This is a genomic window from Spirosoma humi (assembly GCF_054776575.1).
In genome coordinates, this window is the sequence record NZ_BAAHBR010000003.1 from 83,556 (window position 1) to 103,072 (window position 19,517).

Sequence of the window (19,517 nt, forward strand, 5' to 3'; positions counted from 1 at the left end):
TGACCGATCAGCTAACAGCAGGCTGGTCTGGCTCGGCGACAACTAATGAAGGGAGACGTTCATTCATCAGGGCAACATCATTTATCATTCATATGCGTACCGGCGACCCGGTCAAAATTGATTTCCGCTGTTGCTCAGAAAGTCGATCGCGGAGGCTTCGGGCAAGTTCAAACTCACTCACGAATAAGTTAACAAGTTCATCACGCCGGGTGTTCCAATGAGTAATTTGAGCCTGTACATGATTTAGCGTTGTTACGAAGGGCCATTTCTGAACGCGAAGCGAATCGACCTCCCGGCTCAAGCGTTCTATTTCGGCTTCCCAAACGGGCAAACTTTGTGCTTTCGCCTGAAGCCACCGGCGATGCGCACCCATGTTGGCCAGGTCGGTTTGTAAGGTAACGAGGTTGCTTAAAAACAGATTTCCGGCCAGAAGAAACAGGAAAAACACAAACGCAAACAACGCAATGGCTTGCCCCATCGACTGTGATTGGAGCGCTTGCACGAATACAAATACCGACGCAGCCAATGGCAAGCCTGTTTCTGCCAGAATGCGCCGAACCGACAGGCCAGCCCCGGCCTCGTATAAGAACGACGTTCGGCTAAACAAATTGAACATGCCCGCCAGAAATATACCCACCGCGATCAGTCGATTGGGAAACAGCGGGCGAAGCGTTTCGTCGATCAGGTAGAAATTGCCGACACAAACACCCAGCGAAAGAATTAAACTCACCAGCGTTCGGATCAGGTTGTTAGGACGGGGCTCGCGATCAACCAGTTCATTGATTTGATTACGAAGGCTGATAATTCGGTTTTCCCGTTGTTCGATAAATAGATTGAGTTCGCCAATTCGCTCGGTGTTCTCGTCTGCCAATTCGGTTAAAGGAGCCGTTTGTCGAGAAAAAAACGCCCGTATCTGCGAAATTTTCCCATCCGGTCGAGCCTCCGATAAACCAAATAATACCCCCTCGTCCCGTAGCGAATCCTGATCGGCAAGCCACTCGGGCAGGGGTTCGGGAGTATAGACTGGCGATGAACGGATTGCGGCTGATTGCAGATTCAACGCTGGCGGTTGGGAAACAGGTATCGTAGGTAATGGAACGGGTACGCCCGTTGATGTAGGGGGTAAAGAGGTAACAGAAAAGGAACGGCGGAGTCGTTGGAAAAACGTCATTAGGAAACGCTGACGAAAGAAAATAGGTGAACTGGATTCTTCATTGCAAAGGGCCTGAGCCGGGAAACCAGGCATTGGCTAAAGCCGGAAAACTCGTTGTAAAGCACTCCAGAGCCGTTTTTTTAGATTCTGATCGGCTTCAATCGTCGGCAGTGAGTCGGCCATCAGGAACGTAATGCCTTCGAACCGAACCGGCGAATAACGGTCCATCATAATGTCGAGATTAATACGCTCGAAAGGCACCCCGAACGTAATAAAATGATTGATGTATTTTCCCCGCAGCAATTCCGCAAAGTCCATGCCCTGCACACCGTGTAGGTTCAATAAGTCAACCCCATCGACATTCAGGTTAACGGCCTTCAGAATTTTCTCCAGAAACAGCAGATTGCTGGGATCTAATTCTTCATCGGCTAGCAGGAGAACTTTATGATTCAGCTGGGGCATTCTCGGCTGGTTTTGGATAGGGGGTAAGATCGACGGCGTGGTGGGGCGTGGTGCTGGTTGGGGCAATGGTTCAGGTGTTGCCTTGGCCGGAGTCGGTTCCAGCGTTGGTTGCAGGGTAATAACAGGTGGCGTATCGATTGCGATCTCTGCCGTATCTGCTGAAGCGACCGATGCGCTTACCAGCAATTCATCCAATTCAGAAAGTAGATCGGGGGTATGGTCAATAACTAGTGAGCTGTCAATAACGGGCGATTCCGCCATTTTTGCTTTGGTTGTCAACTCCCACGATTCGCCGTCTACCCGGAAGATTGTGTCGCCCTGATAGACGGTTTGATAAAAATTCTTTACGGACATACCCCTTATTCGTTTTGTCAAAAATAAGCAAAAAAGCCGCCCCTGCTTGTATAGCGGGGGCGGCTGCCAGTCAATTCGTGGTTTTTATGTCGATTAAGCAATCACCGCCTGCCGATGAATGATGGCTTCCCGGTCGGGGCTGGTCGAGATAAAATTGATAGGCAATCCCAGTGTATCTTCCAGGAAGTAGACATACGTAGCCAGTTCAGCGGGTACGTCGACAAACGAGCGGATATCGGTCAAATCCGTTTGCCAGCCTTTAAATGTTTTGTAAACCGGCGTAACGTCCGTATCGCAAAGGTCATACGGCATCTGTTCGGAAAGCGTACCATCCGCGAGTTTGTAATGCGTGCAGACCTTAATCTCATCAAAAATATTCAGGACATCCACTTTCATCATCACCAACTGCGTTACTCCGTTGATCATGATGGCGTATTTCAGAGCGGGTAAATCCAGCCAGCCACATCGGCGCGGACGACCTGTAGTCGCACCAAACTCCCGCCCTTCTTTACGGATCATCTCACCCGTTTCGTCGTTCAGTTCGGTCGGGAAAGGACCGCTACCCACACGGGTGCAGTACGCTTTAAAAATGCCGAATACTTCGCCAATCCTGCGGGGGGCTACTCCCAAGCCGGTACAGGCGCCAGCCGCCATCGTGCTGGAAGACGTTACAAATGGGTAAGACCCAAAGTCAATATCGAGCAGAGAACCTTGCGCCCCTTCGGCCAGCACTTTTTTCCCGCTGGTCAAAGCATCATTGACGGCATACTCGCTGTCTGACAGTTGAAACTGTTTCATAAACTCAACCGCTCCGAAGAATTCAGCTTCTGCCTGGGGTAAAGCCGCTGCGTAATCGAAGTTGTTCTGCTCCAGTATGACTTTATGAATGGCTACCAGCTTTTGGTATTTATCCGAGAAGTTCGGCGATTCGATATCACCAACCCGCAGCCCTAAACGGGCCACTTTATCCTGATACGTTGGGCCAATGCCTCGCAGCGTAGACCCAATTTTCGATTCGCCTTTGGCTTGTTCATAGGCCGCATCCAGCAGTCGGTGCGTTGGCAGAATGATGGACGCCTTGCGGGAAATTTGTAGGTTTTCCGTCAAGGCAAGGTTGTACTTGGCTAGCCCGTCGATTTCTTTTTTGAACACGATTGGGTCGAGTACGACGCCATTCCCAATGATGTTGAGAATATCATTGCGAAAAATGCCGGACGGAATTTGATGCAATACGTGTTTAAACCCGTTGAATTCGAGGGTATGCCCTGCATTGGGACCTCCCTGAAAACGGGCTACCACCTGATATTGCGGAGCCAGTACGTCCACAATTTTACCTTTCCCTTCGTCGCCCCACTGGAGGCCTAATAAAACATCGATCATTATAAAAATGAATTTGGATCACGCTCAAGTAAACGTCTCCGGTCATTAAAACGAAAAATAGTAGCTGTTACCTGCCTAATCTGGGTAACAGCTACACGGTGAAATCCTACACGAAATGATGCGCGGCTAAAGTCAATCTAACGGAGACGCATGTACCGTATCGGCGGGTTGGCTTTGCGCGTTTTTCTCAGTCAGGCGGTTCTCACACCGATCACGGGCACAGGAACCGTAGAAAATCAGGGAATGGTGCATCACGTTGAATTTCAACATATCGCCCACCATGTTCTGGATATTCTGGACGCGCGGGTCACAAAACTCCATCACTTTATGACAGTCCGTACAGATCAGGTGGTCGTGCTGCCGGAATCCATATGATTTTTCGTACTGAGCCAGGTTACGGCCGAACTGGTGCTTGGTTACCAAGTCGCAGTCAACCAGTACATCCAGCGTATTATACACCGTTGCGCGGCTCACTCGGTACTTTTTATTTTTCATGGAGATATACAACTCGTCCACATCGAAGTGGTCTTGTCGGTTATAAATCTCTTCCAGTATAGCAAACCGCTCGGGCGTTTTTCGAAGGCCCTTCCGTTCCAGGTAGGCCCGAAAAATCATTTGAGCGGCATCTAAATTTGTTTGAATCGGAGCAGTCATATCGCAAAATTAGTGAAGAATGAAGAATGAAGAGTATAGAATAAAGAATAAGGTTAGCGTGCCGCCCTAGTCTTTACGCTACACTTTTCATTCTTCACTAGTTAAGAGTCAAACCGTACTACCTCAAACACGCCCTGAACGCGTTCGAGTTTCTGCATCAGGGTTTCGAGGTGACCGGTATCGTGAACGTAGAGCCGGATATTTCCCTCAAAGATACCGTCTTTCGAATCAATCGCCACAGAACGCATATTAATGTGCAATTCGTTGCTGATGACCCGCGTCACGTCGTTAATCAAACCAACGCGGTCGGTGCCTGTAATCCGAAGCCCGGCCAGAAAAGCCAGCTCTTTCTGGGAGGTCCATTTGGCTTTAATAATGCGGTTACCGTGATTAGACATCAACTCAACGGCGTTCGGACAGGTGACCCGGTGAATTTTTATGCCATCATTGATGGTCACAAAGCCAAAAACGTCGTCGCCCGAGATCGGGTTACAGCATTTGGAAAGCGTATAATCAATCTTGTCCATGTCTTCCCCAATGAGGAGCATGTCGGCATCGGCCCGTTCGCCGTGAATTTTCTTTAATTCTTTGACAAACGCCTTCGCGTCGGGCAAGGTGTCGGTATTAAGTTTATTAGCGCGATTCTCTTTCGCTTCTTTATCCGATTTAAACTTCTTGAGTTCGCCAACGTCAATGTGTCCTTTCCCGACACGGTAGAAAAAATCGTCGGTGGTTTTTGAGCCAAAGTAAGCCCTCAACTGGTTGATAACCTCGTTGGTCATCTCCATCCGAAGCACCCGTAACTTCTTGTTGACCAGTTCACGGCCATCCGTTACGAACCGCTTGTTTTCTTCCTTGATTAAATCCTTAATCTTGGTTCGGGCTTTCGAGGTAACCACAAACCGCAGCCAGTCTTCGCTGGGTTTCTGGCGGTTTGAGGTAATGACTTCGACCTGGTCCCCATTTTGTAACACGTAACTCAGCGGCACCAGCGTGTTGTTGACCTTCGCTGCCATGCATCGTGCACCAATCTGGGTATGAATGTCAAAGGCAAAGTCGAGGGCCGTTGCGCCACGCTGCAATACCTGAAGATCGCCTTTGGGGGTAAAGACAAAGACTTCTTCGCTGTACAGATTGCTTCGGAAATCATCGACAAACTCGATGGCGGCCTTTTTATCGCCTTTACCTGCCGACTCGATCATGTCGCGCACCTGACTGATCCAGGCTTCAATACCCGCCCCGGTCTGGGTATCGTTGCCTTTGTATTTCCAGTGAGCAGCGTAGCCCTTTTCCGCAATTTCGTTCATGCGTTCGGTGCGTATTTGCACCTCAACCCATTGGCCGAGCCGACTCATCACGGTTGTGTGGAGCGACTCATAGCCATTGGTTCGCGGGGTGCTGATCCAATCTTTTAGCCGATCCGGGTTTGGCTTGTAATGATCCGTGACGATGGAATAGGCCCGCCAGCAGGCTGCTTTTTCTTCATCCTGCGGTACATCCAGAATGATGCGGACGGCAAACAAATCATAAATTTCCTCAAACGGCTTTTTCGATTTGTTCAGTTTTGTCCAGATCGAATAGATAGATTTTGGCCGTCCTTTAATGACGTATTTGATGCCTGTTTCGGCCAAGTCTTTTTCGATGGGTTCGATAAACCGGCCAATAAACCGGTCGCGGGCCAGGCGCGTATCGCGTAGTTTTTTGGCGATGTCCTTATACGCTTCCGGCTCAACGTGCTTCAGGTATAGGTCTTCCAACTCCGACTTGATGCTATACAATCCCAGCCGGTGGGCCAGCGGGGCGTAAATGTAAATCGTCTCGGAGGCAATTTTTAGCTGCTTATCGCGGGGCATCGAGTCCAGCGTACGCATGTTATGAAGCCGATCGGCGAGCTTGATCAGAATGACCCGTACATCATCTGACAAAGTCAGCAGCATCTTCCGGAAGTTCTCAGCCTGCTGCGACGTTCCGTATTCGAAGTAGCCTGAAATCTTGGTTAGGCCATCGATGATTTTAGCCACTTTGGGGCCAAACGCCCGATCAATATCGTCAATTGTCGTGTCTGTATCTTCTACGACATCGTGGAGCAGAGCCGCAACAATACTGGTTGTGCCCAGGCCAATTTCCTCGACGGCAATTTGGGCGACGGCCAGGGGATGGTAAATATAGGGCTCACCTGACCGGCGACGCATGTTCTTATGGGCTTCAGCCGATGTGTTGAAGGCTTTCTTGATCAGCTTGGCGTCGTCGCCCTTCAACATGGGTTTGGCTGCCCGAAGTAGGCGTCGGTAGCGCTTCAGGATTTCCTGCCGCTCCAGTTCTAAATCAATAACGGGTTCGGCTGAGACATTCATCATATTGCTTCGTTGCGGTAATTCTCTTCAGGATGTACTCCTACTACAAGTTAACAAATTAATAATCGAAAAAGGATGGAATAATCGGTAAAAATAAAACTTCTGAGAAAATGCTTTGCGCATTCAATTCTTTTTGTACTTTTGCACCCTGAAATAACTGAAACGGCCACTGGTCGATCAGCTTTCGGCGAACGGATTCAACCTGTTCGGGCCATTAATTTGCGGGCGTGGCGAAATTGGTAGACGTGCCAGACTTAGGATCTGGTGCCGCAAGGCATGGGGGTTCGAGTCCCTCCGCCCGTACTGAAGTTTAAAAGCGAAAGAGTGAAGGAGCGAAAGAGCGTTGTCTGTAACAATTCACTCTTTCATACTTTCACTCTTTCGCTTTTTGTTTTTAAACCGATACAAACGTGGATATTACTCTCGAAAAAGCCAGCGACACGAATGCCTCGCTGAAGATTACGCTGACCCCAGCCGACTATAAGCCAGAAGTTGATAAAAAACTGAAAGATTACGGTCGCAAAGTTCAATTGAAGGGTTTCCGCCCAGGTCACGTTCCTGCGTCGCTCGTGCAAAAAATGTATGGCAAGAGTATCCTGGTCGACGAGATCAATGCCATGTTGAGCAAAACGGTTAGCCAGTATATCCGTGAAAATAAACTTCAGGTCGTAGGTGATCCCGTACCTAACCGCGAGCAGGCCGAAGCCATTGATTGGGACAACCAGTCTGATTTTGCCTTTAGTTACACACTGGGTCTGGCTTCCGAATTCGATATTGACTTCAGCGATCTGCCCAGCGTAACCCAGTATCAAATTCAGGCTGGCGAGGCTGAAATTGATTCGACTATTGCTGACTTGCAACAACGGTTTCATACCCACGCTCACGGGGAAGATGTGAACGATGGCGATACGATTTACGGCGAGTTGAAGCAGGTTGACGGGCCTTTCACCGCCAAGACGGCCTTCCCAACGAACCAGATGGCCGAAGACGCTAAAGGGCAGTTTGTTGGCAAGAAGAAAGGTGACGTTATTACGTTTAACCTTGAGCAGGCTTTCCCGGATGAAAAAGCGCGTGCCAATGCTACGGGCGCTCCGAAAGAAGACGTCGCGAACCTGACCGGTGAGTTTACGTTTGAGGTTGATGACGTTACCCGTCATGAACCCGCTGAATTGAATCAGGAATTTTTTGATAAAGTGTTGGGTGTTGGTGCTGTTTCTGATGAAGAGCAGTTCCGTGCGAAAGTGGCCGACATTATCAAAGGCAACTATGGTCGTGAGTCAGCCCAATTATTGCGGTTGGATATCGAAAAAACATTGATCGATACGACGCCAATCCTGCTGCCCGATGAGTTTTTGAAAAACTGGTTACTGGAGGTTAACGAAGGTAAGTTTACCCCCGAGCAGATTGAGGAGCAATATGACGATTTCACGAAGTCGGTGAAATTGCAACTGATCAAAAACAAGATTGCCGAAAAAGCGGACATCAACGTTGAGTTCGACGAAGTGCTGGCCGTAACTCGCCTGATGGTTCAGGAGCAATTTGGCTTCATGGGTAGCGAAGATGAGGAAATGAATAAAACCATTGACCGCATCGCCCGCAACTACCTCATGGATGAGAAGAACAACGGACAGAATTACACCAGCACCTTCAATCGGGTGTTTGACGACAAGGTAATCGAGTATGCCAAAACCCAACTGACGGTTGTATCACAGGACGTTACCGTCGATGAGTTCAAAGCATTGGTAGAGAATCGATAGATAATCGGTTTTCATTTTAGCAGAAAGGCCCGGTCAATGACCGGGCCTTTCTGCTTTATAGCGTCTCCTGTTCTCCTTATACTAATCCAGTAGCTACTTACATATCGTCGTGCCTACAATGGATGAGCAAGGTTAATAAACGGTCTAAGTCAACCACACGAATAAAGTAACAAGGAATTAAAGAATGTTGGTTTGTATCCTGTGAACGAAAAATAGATACATTTCGCAAATTTTAGGTAGCTAAATGAAGCGTTTAGCTCAGTCGCGATTTCACCTCCCGAGACCTTCTTCTTCACTGCGCGTCATAAGCATTGCTCTAACCTTGTTGTGGGTTAGCATACTACACATCTACTTTTCCTGACCATGAAATTCTTTACGTTGACCAGGCGGTTACTAAGCTGGTTGCTGGTGAGTTGCCTATTTGTCTCGATGGGTTACAGTCAGACTCAACTGCTGTCACCGATGCGTGTGACAACTGCTGCTTCAGGCCTTACCGAATCGCGCGATACACTGGTACCAATCCTTCGAAGTAGCTATGCATCCATCAATTTTGCCACTACAGCTCCTTTTCTGCCAGACCAGATTGGGTTTAATCTGTTTGGCGATGTCAATCTGGTGGCTCAGCGAGTGGAGTCCAAAACCCTACCGGATGGAACCCTAATCTGGTATGGCCGAATTCCTGATCCCAGGTTCGATCATTTACCCCATTATCGCAATGTGATCATTTCGGCCGATCCGGCCCACAAGCAGCTGATCGCTACCGTTTTTTATAAGGGGAAGGAATATGAGATCAAGCCCTTGCCGCTTGCGCGTTCAGCGTCGGCAAGAGCCACGGGTACTGCTCAGATTCATCAGGTCATTGAACTAGGAAAAACATCGTCAACATTTTGCGATTCAACGTTCGAACAGCCACCATTGGCTACCAAAAATGCTCGTGTAGCCGCAGCCGTAGCCGAAGGTGAGGCCAACTGTGAGGGAGTGTATATCATTGACGTATTGGTTAGCTTTTCTGACATTGCCGCCAGCCGATCGGGCGGTAACCCGACGTTAGTGGCTAACCAGATGATTAACCGGGTTAATAACGCGTTGCACAATTCCCTGGTGGAAAATGTGCGACTTCGGTTAGTGGGTGTCGTTCGCGCGCCCAGGAATGCAGGGATTTATGGAAATGTGTTAGCCGTTATAGATGATTGGCACGCAGCCGACATGGTCGCTACCGGTGCCGATTACCTGGTCGCCGTACAAGGTTATCCAGGAGAAGCTCGGGGTATTGCCTATAAACCTGGCAACCGATCGGTTGTGGAGTCGAACCCTTCGCCCTGGTCGGTGTTTGCGCACGAAATTGGGCATAGTGTTGGAGGAGGCCACTGCCGGGGTGGGGGAGATCGGCCCTACGCTAACGGGTTTGGGCCAACAATTCAGTGTGGAGACGATATCAATTTCTACTCTAACCCGGATGTTGTGGTAGATGGGAGCCCCATTGGTAATACCACCACCTCAAATATGGCCCGGCGTTGGCGGGAGCGGGCGCAGGCCATGGCCAGTGTGCGCACCCACAAGATGCCCTATGCCTGTCTTGCCGACAGTTGTCCTACCCCCACACTTACGGCCCGTGGCTTAGGCACTAAACCTGGACTGGTCCTGCTATCCGAAGTCATGGTTCCCGCCGAATGCATTCGGCCCAATACCACCTGGAGTTCACTCAACGGTAAACTCGCAACACGGCCCGTTGAAACAGGTATTCAACAGAAAGCAGGCGGCCCCACTTTCAACAATCGAATGAGGGTGGGCGATCTGGTTAGTTCCACGCTTGCTCAATCCTATACTGAATACCAACTGCCCGCTGAATCTATCGTGCCCTACGAAGAAACAGGAACCGGTTTGCAGGCCAACCATCCTATGCCCTGGAAAACCGATGTCTGGTATACCACTGTGCTTAGACGATGGTCTACCGGGGATAACAAGACCCGAGTGGGCTTATTTATGTACGATTATGGGACAGGGCAATGGACACATTATGTGACGGTAGTAACGCCTGATAATAATGCCTTCTTTCTGGGAAATTCCCTGACCGCTTACTTGGATCAAATTAGTGGTCAGCCCAATGAACGATGTGGGCTTTGGCGCAATTTCTGGAAACTCAATCAGGATAAGACCTGGAATAAAGCCACCCAAATTGACGTCAGTGGGGGAGATGGAGCCTGGAAAGCCGAGAAAAGCTCGGCTAAAGAAGTCAAACTCTTTACCTGTACTGGCCTTGAACCACCCAGAGATCTGTATTCATTTACAATGACCATGCCCGAAACCAAACCATCGGTGGTAACTACGGCTTTGGTAAACCAACTGAGTCCAGCTTTCGCCAACGGGAGCCTGAACGTTGGCTGGCAAGTTGATCCGAGTCGAGCCCCCCAGCTATCTTACCGGATTGAGGTGTATGATAATGCAAATTTTAGCGGTACACCGCTAGCTCAGGTTAGTGGAATCGACCCCGAGGCCAGATCAGCAGGAATTCCTTTTCTCAACTTCCCGCCAAAAAACTACTATGTACGGTTACTCGTCACAGATATTTTCGAACAGGAATCGAATGTGGTCTGGGGTTTATTCAGCAATGCCAACACCTGCAACTGTCGATAGAAAGTAGCCATTTGCGCCGAATGTATAGCTGGTGAAAAAGGATAAACACAAAGGGCTGTAAATGAACAGTCTCGCTATTCAGCCACCTATATTACCGCTTCTGTAAAATACAGCTTTCCTATAACTCGGGACAGGTATCTTTCTCTCATTCAGCCATCCGGTTGTCTTGATAGCAAGTTTTAACCATCCTTCAGGCGATGTTCAGAAAGAAAAAGCACGTTACTGGCAAGCCAGTTAAATCGAAAAAATCACCACTTAGAGAATGGCTCGATTCACTTTTATTTGCCGTGATTGCTGCCACGCTGATTCGGTTTCTGACATTCGAGGCATTTGCCATTCCTACGCCTTCGATGGAAAATAGCCTCATGGTGGGCGATTTTCTATTTGTCAGTAAGCTTCACTATGGCATTCGTACGCCAAAAACGCCTTTGCAGATCCCGCTAACACATCAGAAAATATGGGGTACAAATATTCCTTCGTACAGCACGGCCATTCAACTGCCTTCCTATCGGTTGCCTGGTTTCACAACCGTTAAAAATGGTGATGTTGTCGTCTTTAATTATCCGCCACCCAAACCAAACGAGCCCGCCTATCCGGCCGATCTGAAAACCAACTTTATTAAACGATGTATTGGCATTCCGGGTGATGTACTTGAAATCCGGCAACAACGGGTTTACGTCAATGGTAAAGAAATGGCCGTACCAGCACGCTCAGAAACCACTTATTTCATTAAAACGACGGAGGTCCTTGACGAGCGATTTTTTCGGAAATACGATATTGTCAATGATTTTAAATCGGAAGAGGGTCCCTTTATCAACTGGCAACCACTTGAGCAGTACGACGCGGCCACCAAAACAACGGTATTGGTTGGCTACCAAATAAATACGACCCAAACGGTGATCGATAAATTCCGGCAATTTGACTGGATAAAAGGTATCGAGCCTCTACGCGAACAGGCCGGACAACGGGATTCCCGCATTTATGGTGGGGCTGCCTATGCCTGGAATCAGGACAATTTTGGTCCACTCAACGTCCCTAAAGAAGGGGAAACCATTCCCATCAATAAGCAGACGATTGCGCTGTATGGCCCTATTATCGACTGGTATGAAGATAATAAAAATGTGGAATTAACGCCGTCCAGCATTCGGATCGACGGAAAGCTGATTAATACGTATACCTTCAAACAGGACTATTACTTCATGATGGGCGACAACCGGCATAACTCGGAGGATTCGCGCTACTGGGGGTTTGTACCAGAGGACCATATCGTCGGGAAAGCGGTTTTTGTCTGGTTATCTCTCGATCCTGTTCCGGCAGATATTTTCCATAAAGTCCGCTGGAGTCGGGTGGGCCGATTGATTCATTGAGTATGATTTTGGTAGGCCATCGTTGGTTGATTGGTAACCGGCGATGGTGGCTCCATTCAGAAATCGGGTTACAGTCTCAATCGCGGAGTTAAAGTGAACACGACATCCCTCTCGGATTCAGTCAATAAAACTTTCCTGATTTACTGATGCATACACCGCCTGCGGCTAGCTGTTTAAAAAACTGGCGGGGTGTAAGGCCTAAAAAATAGGTAAAGTCTTTGATCAGGTGGCTATGATCATGATAGCCGAACATAACTACCAGTTCCAGCCAGTCGGGGGTAGCTGGGTACTGCTGACAAAGATGACTAAGTACTTTTTTGAAACGAAGGAAACGGATCATCTCTTTGGCCGAATACCCCAGATAGGTTTGAAATCGCAACTGAATACTACGGGTCGACAGCTTATGGGTTTGCGCCAATATTTTTATCGGGTCAGTACTTGAATCCCGGAAAAATGGAATGCTGTCGAGTAAGGAGAGCGCAGCCGCATCGGAAGGGGCTACAAACGCCATCGCATAGTCACGTAGTAACCGTATCCTATCGGCCAATACACGCATGGGGGCCAACTGAGCCCACAGTTCACTAAAACAGGCCTTGTTGAGCAACAGATCCGGGTTATGTAAATCATCGGCTTTGAGCTGATGCATGGGAACCCCTAAAAGCCGATAGAAGCCATTGAGGGTGAAGTTCACAACAATTAAATCTGCTCCGGGAGGTAGTTCATACACAAGCGTTTTCTGGAGCGGCCCCAGCACCGCCGTTTGTTCGATAACATACGAAGCCTCGCCTAATGAAATAGGAATAGTCGGGCCAAAGTTGAATACCAGAAGCATTTCATAGTTAGGCAGCAACTGTTGGCATACCGGCGCAGCTTGTGTAGTGTGCTCGACGCAGTAAAAATGGCTGATTACCGTAGCGAGTTGCTCATCGGCGTCAATCAATTGGCTATTCGTCGGTGATTCCATTTCGTTTTCTTACAATTTTGCCCAGTGATCCAGATGGACATTTGTCATACTAAAACACGAAAGACAAATGAAACATCTCATAATTTATGCGCATCCCGATCCAACCAGCTTTAACCGTGAGCTTAAGGAAGCTGTGGTCGCAAAACTGCACCAGACTGGGGATTTAGTCGAAGTACGCGATTTATATGCCCTGGGCTTTGATCCAGTCTTGACGGTAGCTGATCTGCTGACCGCTAAAACGGGGCAAGTGCCGGTTGATATTGCCACTGAACAATCTTTTTTAGCCTGGGCAGATGTGGTCACGTTTATTTATCCTATTTGGTGGACCGGACTACCTGCCTTATTGAAAGGATACATTGATCGGGTTTTTATGTATGGGTTTGCCTATACGTATGTACAGGGTGTTCAGCAAGGCTTACTGAAAGGCAAGAAAGCAGTCATTATTAACACACAGGGTAAATCGCACGAGGAATACCGAGCTATAGGGATGGATCAGGCGTTGCGCCTAACGTCTGATCGGGGAATTTTCGAGTATTGTGGCTTTGAGATTTTACACCACATATTTTTGGCGTCCGTTCTTCAGGCATCCTCCGCGCAAAGAGCGACTTGGCTGGAAGAAATAGCCCAACTGGATCTCAGTTAATGACAACGAAAAAGGAGACTCGGCGAGTCTCCTTTTTCGTTGTCATTAACTGAGCGTACACTTACTGATACTGGATGTACATTGGTTTTGGGTCAAGTGCCAACACCTCGGCCGGTGTCATAATGCGGGAACCAGGCTTACGGAAGTCATTCTCGTAGAACAATTTGAAACCGGTATACTGCACGGGTTCCTTCTGAATGTAGTCGTGATACGAATCTTTTTTAAGAACCGGAGGGCCCCAGCCATCCATATCCATCACAATCTGGACGTTCGGGTCTAGTTTAATGTTTTTGTAGTTTTTGATCATACCCTGTGTGAAGCGGTGAACCACCAGCACTTTAGGAGGCAGGTTATTTTCTTTAACGATTCGGCTCAGAAATTGCACTGCCTGGTTGACATCGGCGGCATCGTAGCTACCGATTTTGGTGCCCGGCTTAGCCCCCGTTACCATCGAAAATTCAGGGTCGATGCCCAGATGAACAAAGGGAAGTTTAAGGTACTTTTCCATGTAGGCCATCTCCGGACCAAGGGGGGCATGTCCGCGCTGAATGTCTAGAAAAACAATAGCTTTATGCTCGTTACCCCATTTCAAGACTTTCTTGATCGTTTTGTCGGACATCCGCATGCGGTAGCCGCCATCTTTACCCGGCAGCCCCTGAGCTGAAGTAGCTACCAGATGCAGGGCGGGCTGAATGGGAGTAGCCGGATCGGCCTTTTGCCAGTTTTTGATTTCCTCATCCAGCCGGCGAAGCATTTCTTCCTTAGGGTATTTGCCCAGAGCACCCATCTTCTTGGAGTGCGGGTTACCGTAATAAGCAAAAATGCGATGTTTAGGCAGCAGCGCACCCGTTGGGGCATAGGTAAGCGAATCGAGGCTGGGGTCGCCGGTAGATGCGGCACCCGATCGGGTAGCAGGCGCTGCGGCCGTAGTCGCTGGGGTTTCGGATGAATCAGGTGCTGTGCTGGTTGCCTCCGGACTTTTGGCGGATGCTTCGACCGCAATCTTCCCCGTTTTAGACGAATCGTCCTGTTTTGATTGTGTAGAGCAGCCGGTTAGTTGGCTGAGAGCCAACACAGACAGCGCGGCCAAAGAAAAGCGCATACGTACTTACAGATGAAATTTAGATAATTCACAAAAAAAGGGTTGCAGTCCGGTTCAAAGGAATGTCAACCCTAGCGTGCAAGTATAGAGCCAAAACCTAACTTTTCAAAGAATTAATTCACCCAGACCCTGGCGAACAACCGAAAAATCGTCGTCAGTCGCGTCAACAATTGTCGACGGTACGTTGCCGCCATAGCCACCGTCAACCACGATGTCAACCTGGTTCTGAAACTTCTCAAAAATTAGCTCCGGATCCGTTGAATACTCAATGATTTCGTCTTCGTCCCGAATCGAAGTGGTAATGATTGGATTACCTAGCTGGTGCACAATCTGCCGTGGAATGTCATTGTCAGGAACCCGGATACCAACCGTTTTCTTGTTCGTATTCAGCAATTTGGGTACGTTACCAGTAGCCTGAAGAATAAACGTGAACGGACCCGGCAACAGGCTCTTCATGAGCTTAAACGCCTGGTTGCTCACCCGGGCGTAGTCGGCAATATGACTTAAATCGTAGCAGATGAAGGAAAAATCGTTCTTCGTTGGTTTGATGCCCTTGATTCGGGCCACCCGTTCAACCGCGCGGGCATTGTGAATGTCGCAGCCCATGCCGTAGATTGTATCGGTTGGGTAAATAACAACGGCACCATCGCGAAGAGCGCGAACGATGTGTTCAATTCGACGGGGATCGGGATTTTTTGGATAAAGTTTTATGAATTCGGCCGACATAGTAAACGTGTTGAGTTTATGAAGTGCTGCGGCATCGACTCGATGCGTCAGCTTATCATACTCAATAAACGGTAAATGGGCTAAACCAGTTTCGCTGATTGACTTACGGGATAGAACTTCAGGTACTGCTGATACATTTTATTGACGGGCAGATGAAAACGGCTCAGTTCCAAAATCAGGCTGCTGTAGAAACCAGGTCGCTCAATATGGCGGAGGAGCGCACCAAATTTTAACGCCAGGTCGAATTGTTCCGCGTAAAATGCCTTGCGAATAAAGGTACGTATGCGTCGGGCCAAGGCTCCGTATTCCTCGGGAGTGCTACACCGGTCATAGGCCTTATGGCAGACGGTCAATGTGGATTGAAGCAACGTATTGTCTGGCAGAACCACCTGAGCCGACATTGAGCCGGGGCACTGTCGCTTTAGGGTTAACACATCGTCCAGATAAGCATACTGGTAGAGGCTCGCTGAGCGCACCCAAAAGTCAAAATCCTCGTACGCCAGGGTTTCGTCATAGCCACCCAGTTCATTGAGTACATCCCGACGCATCATCATGGTTGGCGTGCAGATGAAGTAGGATTCCAGAATAGGCCGAAACACATTACCGGACGGAACCGCAGCCAGCGAGCGTCCGTTAGCATCGACGGCATAATGAGTCCCTAAATCCCGGCCCGCTGGATCAATGTAAGTCGCATTCGAAAAAACAACGGCATAGGGACCGGCGAGTTCTTCAAACAAGGCTACCTGTTTGCTGATGCGGCTGGGGAGCAGTACATCATCGGCCGAAAGGTCAATGACATAACGACCTCCTGCCAGCGCTAATCCCTGATTAAACGCCCGATTCAAACCCAGGTTGGTCCGGTTTCGAATAAACTGTATGGACGGATAGGGTTGGATAAATTCTGCGATGCGTTCGGCCGAGCCATCTGTACTGCCGTTGTCAATCACAATCAGTTCAACATTTGGGTAGTCTTGCCCGATAACGGATTGTAATGCCTGTTCGAGGTATGCCTGTTGATTGAAGCTTGTACAGATGACGCTCACCCAGGGTTTGATCCGATTGAGGTAGGGGCTCATCGGCAATGAATTGACTTGTCCGGTAACGGAAACCATAAAAATAGAGTGACGGTCTTTACTTAGCGAACTACGGTCTGTGTAGTCAAGTTGTGTAAACCTTCAAAATAAAACTTATTTGTTACCAGATTAGGATATGTATTTATCAAACGGAAAAAATCAGATAAAATAATTAGTCGATGACAATGTTGGCGTGCTTTTTGTAAAATGAATAATGAACATTTTTTGGGCGTGCCAAACTTGTTTGGTCAATCAGAAAATGTGCCTTTACATTTATGGGTTAGGTTTTGCAAACGTCATCTCAAATCTCCGGGGTGGCGTTTGTTGTTTTTGCCGCCACACTTGGGTTTGTATCACCTTCGAGGTTGTATAGAGCGACATTCATCTCGAAGCCCAGGATTAATAGGAGCGAGATAAGGTTTATCCAGATCATTAGGGCAATTAGTGTGCCAATTGACCCGTATACTTTATTATACGAACCGAAATTGGAAACATAGTACGAAAAACCCAGCGTTGTTAGCACAATGAGCAGAGATGCCGTAACGGCTCCGGGTGTGATGAAGGCCCATTTCATTCGCACGTCCGGCCCATATCGGTAAATCACGGAAACAACCCCGACGAAAACGGCGAAGACAACCAGATAACGGCCGATGGCCAGCAGGTTTATGAAGATGACATTGTTGAGCAGGCCGAAATGAAGCAGAAAGTCGCTGATAATGCCGCCGATAATCAAAACGACAACGGCCAGAATAAGCGCAAACGCCAGCGTAAAGGTAAGCCCGATGGCTACGAGCCGGAGTTTGAAAAAGCCGCGACGTTCGGCCGAGTGGTACGACGAGTTGAAGGCCTGCATGAGCGCGACCAGGCCACTCGTTGCCGAATACAGGGCCAGTAAGAAGCCAAATGACAGTACCCCACTGCGTGGGCGATTGATGATGTCCCGAATGGTCGTGTCTACTGTACTGAATGTGTCTCCCGGTAAGACCTGCTGAAAGAACCCCATAATCTGGTCTTCCAGATTGGGAATGAATGTAATGAATGGAATAAGGGTAAAGAAGAAGATGACTGTCGGGAAAACCGCCAGAATGAGGCTGTACGAGACCGAGGCTGCCCGCTCGCTGGTGTTGTTATCCGCGATCTGGTCAATCATCTTGGTTAGAAACGCGTACCAGGTGATTCGGGAGTTGAACGGGTGGTGGGTGTACAGCCAGGCACGGGTATTCCGCAACGCCTTAACGTTCATCAGTTTGTCGAACATAGCGGTTCTAGTCAGTGATTTGGGGTGGGTACAAACGCCATAACCCGACGTTGCCTGGTCTGCATCATCGAGTTATGACCTAACGTTCTTTTTTTTTAACCTACTGCTCAAAGAAAGGTTTGGCGGCTTCGACTAATTCAGCCGGGGCTGCGCAGGGGCGGCCCGTCTCCGTACGGACAAAGACCAGGGTGGTCTGCCCCGTATTCAGGAGTTGGCCCTCCTGGTTGAAAATTTCGTAATCAAACAGCAACCGCGTTTTGGGCATCTGGGGTATCGTAACCCGTATGGTCAGCAGGTCGTCGTATTTGGCGGGTCGGATAAATCGGGAAGTAAGGTCATAAACGGGCATCGAAATGCCACTATGTTCGATCTCTTTATAACTCAGCCCTAAGTGTCGAAGGGCTTCAACCCGGCCAATTTCATAAAAACGGGCATAATTACCGTAATAGACAATGCCCATTTGGTCCGTGTCATAATACCGGACCCGAATCGCTGTAACGTCGTGCGTAATCATGGTAACTACTAGTCGAAAGGGAAAACGTTATCGATGGGTTGTATCTGGATCAGTACAACCCATCGACCTACTTCATTATCTTCATTCGGGTGAGGGCCTGCTGATACAGGCGGGCATTGGCGAGGTGCTCAGTCAGGGTCTTTGAGAAAGTATGATAGCCATTGAAGCTGGCGTTGACCACAAAATAGAGGTAATCGTGCTGTTCGGCGTTGAGGACAGCGTCAATTGTAGCCGGGGCAGGTAGATTGATGGGGCCGGGAGGGAGCCCCGCGTACCGGTAGGTATTATACGGGGAATCGACGGCCAACTGCTTGTTGAGGAGTCGGCGAATACCAAAATCACGAAGGGCGAAGATGACCGTTGGATCCGCTTCGAGTTTGATGCCCCGCTTCAACCGATTCAGGTAAACGCCGGCCACGCGGGGCTGCTCATCCCGTTTGTTGGTTTCAGCCGCCACGATCGACGCCAGTACCTGTGTCTGGGTCTGGCTCAGTCCCAGGGCTTTAGCTTTGGCCTGGCGTTCGGGTGTCCAGAACTTCTTGTATTCGGTTCCCATGCGCTCCAGAAATGCTTCGGGTTTGATGGTCCAGAAAAATTCGTATGTATTGGGCAAAAACAGGCAGACGATGGTTGTTGTGTCGAAACCAAATTTTTGGCAGGTAGCCGGATCATTCAGCAGCTTACCCAGCGCATCGGAGCCAAATTCGAATTTGCTGCCGAGCCGCTGGATGAGGTCGCTTTTCTGCCGCATGCTGTTAAACGTCACCGGCATGGCATCCTGGCTGCCACTGCGTAGCTTGACCAATGCTTCCCGGTTGCCCATGCGGGGTTTGATCTCATAACGCCCTTCTTTCACCCGCTCCGGGTATTTCATCATCTTGGCCAGAAAGCGGAAGGAGGTTTCGTCATTGACAACCCGATGGGCCTTGAGGGTATCCATGACCGAGTCGAAAGTAGAGCCTTTAGGAATCAGCAGGGCGAATGGTTTGTCGTCATCCTGAACCAGCAGGTTGGGGCTTCTGAAAACCTGCCAGAAGTAAAAGGTAAACGTCGTTAACAGAATAGATACGGTGAGAAACAGGCCGATTTTTAGATTGCGCGACATAATAAATGATGAATAAT

At 48.9% G+C, this 19,517-nt stretch carries 16 protein-coding genes and 1 tRNA gene; 5 read left to right on the forward strand and 12 right to left on the reverse strand.

Annotated elements, in window-relative coordinates; translation table 11 throughout:
- Window positions 1–88: 88 nt before the first annotated feature.
- From ACYU8Y_RS04010 to ACYU8Y_RS04030, 5 genes are all read right to left on the reverse strand, one after another.
- Window positions 89–1,171 (reverse strand): hypothetical protein, encoded by a 1,083-nt coding sequence (locus ACYU8Y_RS04010; RefSeq protein ID WP_460934447.1) that lies wholly within the window; start codon window positions 1,169–1,171, stop codon window positions 89–91.
- A gap of 78 nt (window positions 1,172–1,249) precedes the next feature.
- Window positions 1,250–1,969, reverse strand: coding sequence for a hypothetical protein (locus ACYU8Y_RS04015; protein ID WP_460934449.1), 720 nt, complete (start codon window positions 1,967–1,969; stop codon window positions 1,250–1,252).
- A gap of 93 nt (window positions 1,970–2,062) precedes the next feature.
- Window positions 2,063–3,349, reverse strand: coding sequence for an adenylosuccinate synthase (locus ACYU8Y_RS04020; RefSeq protein ID WP_460934451.1), 1,287 nt, complete (start codon window positions 3,347–3,349; stop codon window positions 2,063–2,065).
- A 132-nt stretch (window positions 3,350–3,481) separates the two neighbouring features.
- Window positions 3,482–4,003, reverse strand: a complete 522-nt coding sequence (locus ACYU8Y_RS04025) for a Fur family transcriptional regulator (protein WP_460934453.1) — start codon at window positions 4,001–4,003, stop codon at window positions 3,482–3,484.
- A gap of 101 nt (window positions 4,004–4,104) precedes the next feature.
- Window positions 4,105–6,357: a RelA/SpoT family protein gene (locus ACYU8Y_RS04030; protein WP_460935181.1), complete on the reverse strand. Its 2,253-nt coding sequence runs from the start codon at window positions 6,355–6,357 to the stop codon at window positions 4,105–4,107.
- A gap of 221 nt (window positions 6,358–6,578) precedes the next feature.
- On the opposite strand from ACYU8Y_RS04030, the gene ACYU8Y_RS04035 reads away from it, so the two are divergent.
- The 4 genes from ACYU8Y_RS04035 (at window position 6,579) to lepB (ending at window position 12,115) form a co-directional block, all read left to right on the forward strand.
- Window positions 6,579–6,660 (forward strand) — tRNA-Leu (locus tag ACYU8Y_RS04035).
- Between the two features lie 107 nt (window positions 6,661–6,767).
- Window positions 6,768–8,114: a trigger factor gene (tig, locus tag ACYU8Y_RS04040; RefSeq protein ID WP_460934455.1), complete on the forward strand. Its 1,347-nt coding sequence runs from the start codon at window positions 6,768–6,770 to the stop codon at window positions 8,112–8,114.
- A 363-nt stretch (window positions 8,115–8,477) separates the two neighbouring features.
- Complete coding sequence (locus tag ACYU8Y_RS04045; RefSeq protein ID WP_460934457.1) at window positions 8,478–10,748, forward strand: DUF3472 domain-containing protein; 2,271 nt, start codon at window positions 8,478–8,480, stop codon at window positions 10,746–10,748.
- 197 nt (window positions 10,749–10,945) lie between these two features.
- Entirely contained in the window at window positions 10,946–12,115 is a 1,170-nt protein-coding gene (gene lepB / locus ACYU8Y_RS04050; RefSeq protein ID WP_460934459.1) for a signal peptidase I, read from the forward strand.
- A gap of 121 nt (window positions 12,116–12,236) precedes the next feature.
- Here lepB and ACYU8Y_RS04055 read toward each other — a convergent pair whose 3' ends face one another.
- Window positions 12,237–13,079, reverse strand: a complete 843-nt coding sequence (locus ACYU8Y_RS04055) for a DUF6597 domain-containing transcriptional factor (RefSeq protein ID WP_460934461.1) — start codon at window positions 13,077–13,079, stop codon at window positions 12,237–12,239.
- A 67-nt stretch (window positions 13,080–13,146) separates the two neighbouring features.
- Between ACYU8Y_RS04055 and ACYU8Y_RS04060 the strand changes: the two genes are divergently transcribed.
- Window positions 13,147–13,722: an NAD(P)H-dependent oxidoreductase gene (locus ACYU8Y_RS04060; protein WP_460934463.1), complete on the forward strand. Its 576-nt coding sequence runs from the start codon at window positions 13,147–13,149 to the stop codon at window positions 13,720–13,722.
- Between the two features lie 61 nt (window positions 13,723–13,783).
- Here ACYU8Y_RS04060 and ACYU8Y_RS04065 read toward each other — a convergent pair whose 3' ends face one another.
- The 6 genes from ACYU8Y_RS04065 to mltG form a co-directional block, all read right to left on the reverse strand.
- Complete coding sequence (locus tag ACYU8Y_RS04065; RefSeq protein WP_460934465.1) at window positions 13,784–14,824, reverse strand: hypothetical protein; 1,041 nt, start codon at window positions 14,822–14,824, stop codon at window positions 13,784–13,786.
- Window positions 14,825–14,929: 105 nt separating this feature from the next.
- The gene (locus tag ACYU8Y_RS04070; protein WP_460934467.1) at window positions 14,930–15,550 is read right to left on the reverse strand and encodes an L-threonylcarbamoyladenylate synthase; all 621 of its coding nucleotides are present in this window, start codon (window positions 15,548–15,550) and stop codon (window positions 14,930–14,932) included.
- Window positions 15,551–15,630: 80 nt separating this feature from the next.
- Entirely contained in the window at window positions 15,631–16,662 is a 1,032-nt protein-coding gene (locus tag ACYU8Y_RS04075) for a glycosyltransferase (protein WP_460934469.1), read from the reverse strand.
- Window positions 16,663–16,924: 262 nt separating this feature from the next.
- Entirely contained in the window at window positions 16,925–17,881 is a 957-nt protein-coding gene (locus tag ACYU8Y_RS04080) for a YihY/virulence factor BrkB family protein (protein ID WP_460934471.1), read from the reverse strand.
- Between the two features lie 100 nt (window positions 17,882–17,981).
- A complete protein-coding gene (locus ACYU8Y_RS04085; RefSeq protein WP_460934473.1) occupies window positions 17,982–18,395 on the reverse strand; it encodes an acyl-CoA thioesterase in 414 nt (137 codons plus the stop codon).
- A gap of 67 nt (window positions 18,396–18,462) precedes the next feature.
- A complete protein-coding gene (mltG, locus tag ACYU8Y_RS04090) occupies window positions 18,463–19,500 on the reverse strand; it encodes an endolytic transglycosylase MltG (protein ID WP_460934475.1) in 1,038 nt (345 codons plus the stop codon).
- Window positions 19,501–19,517 lie beyond the last annotated feature (17 nt).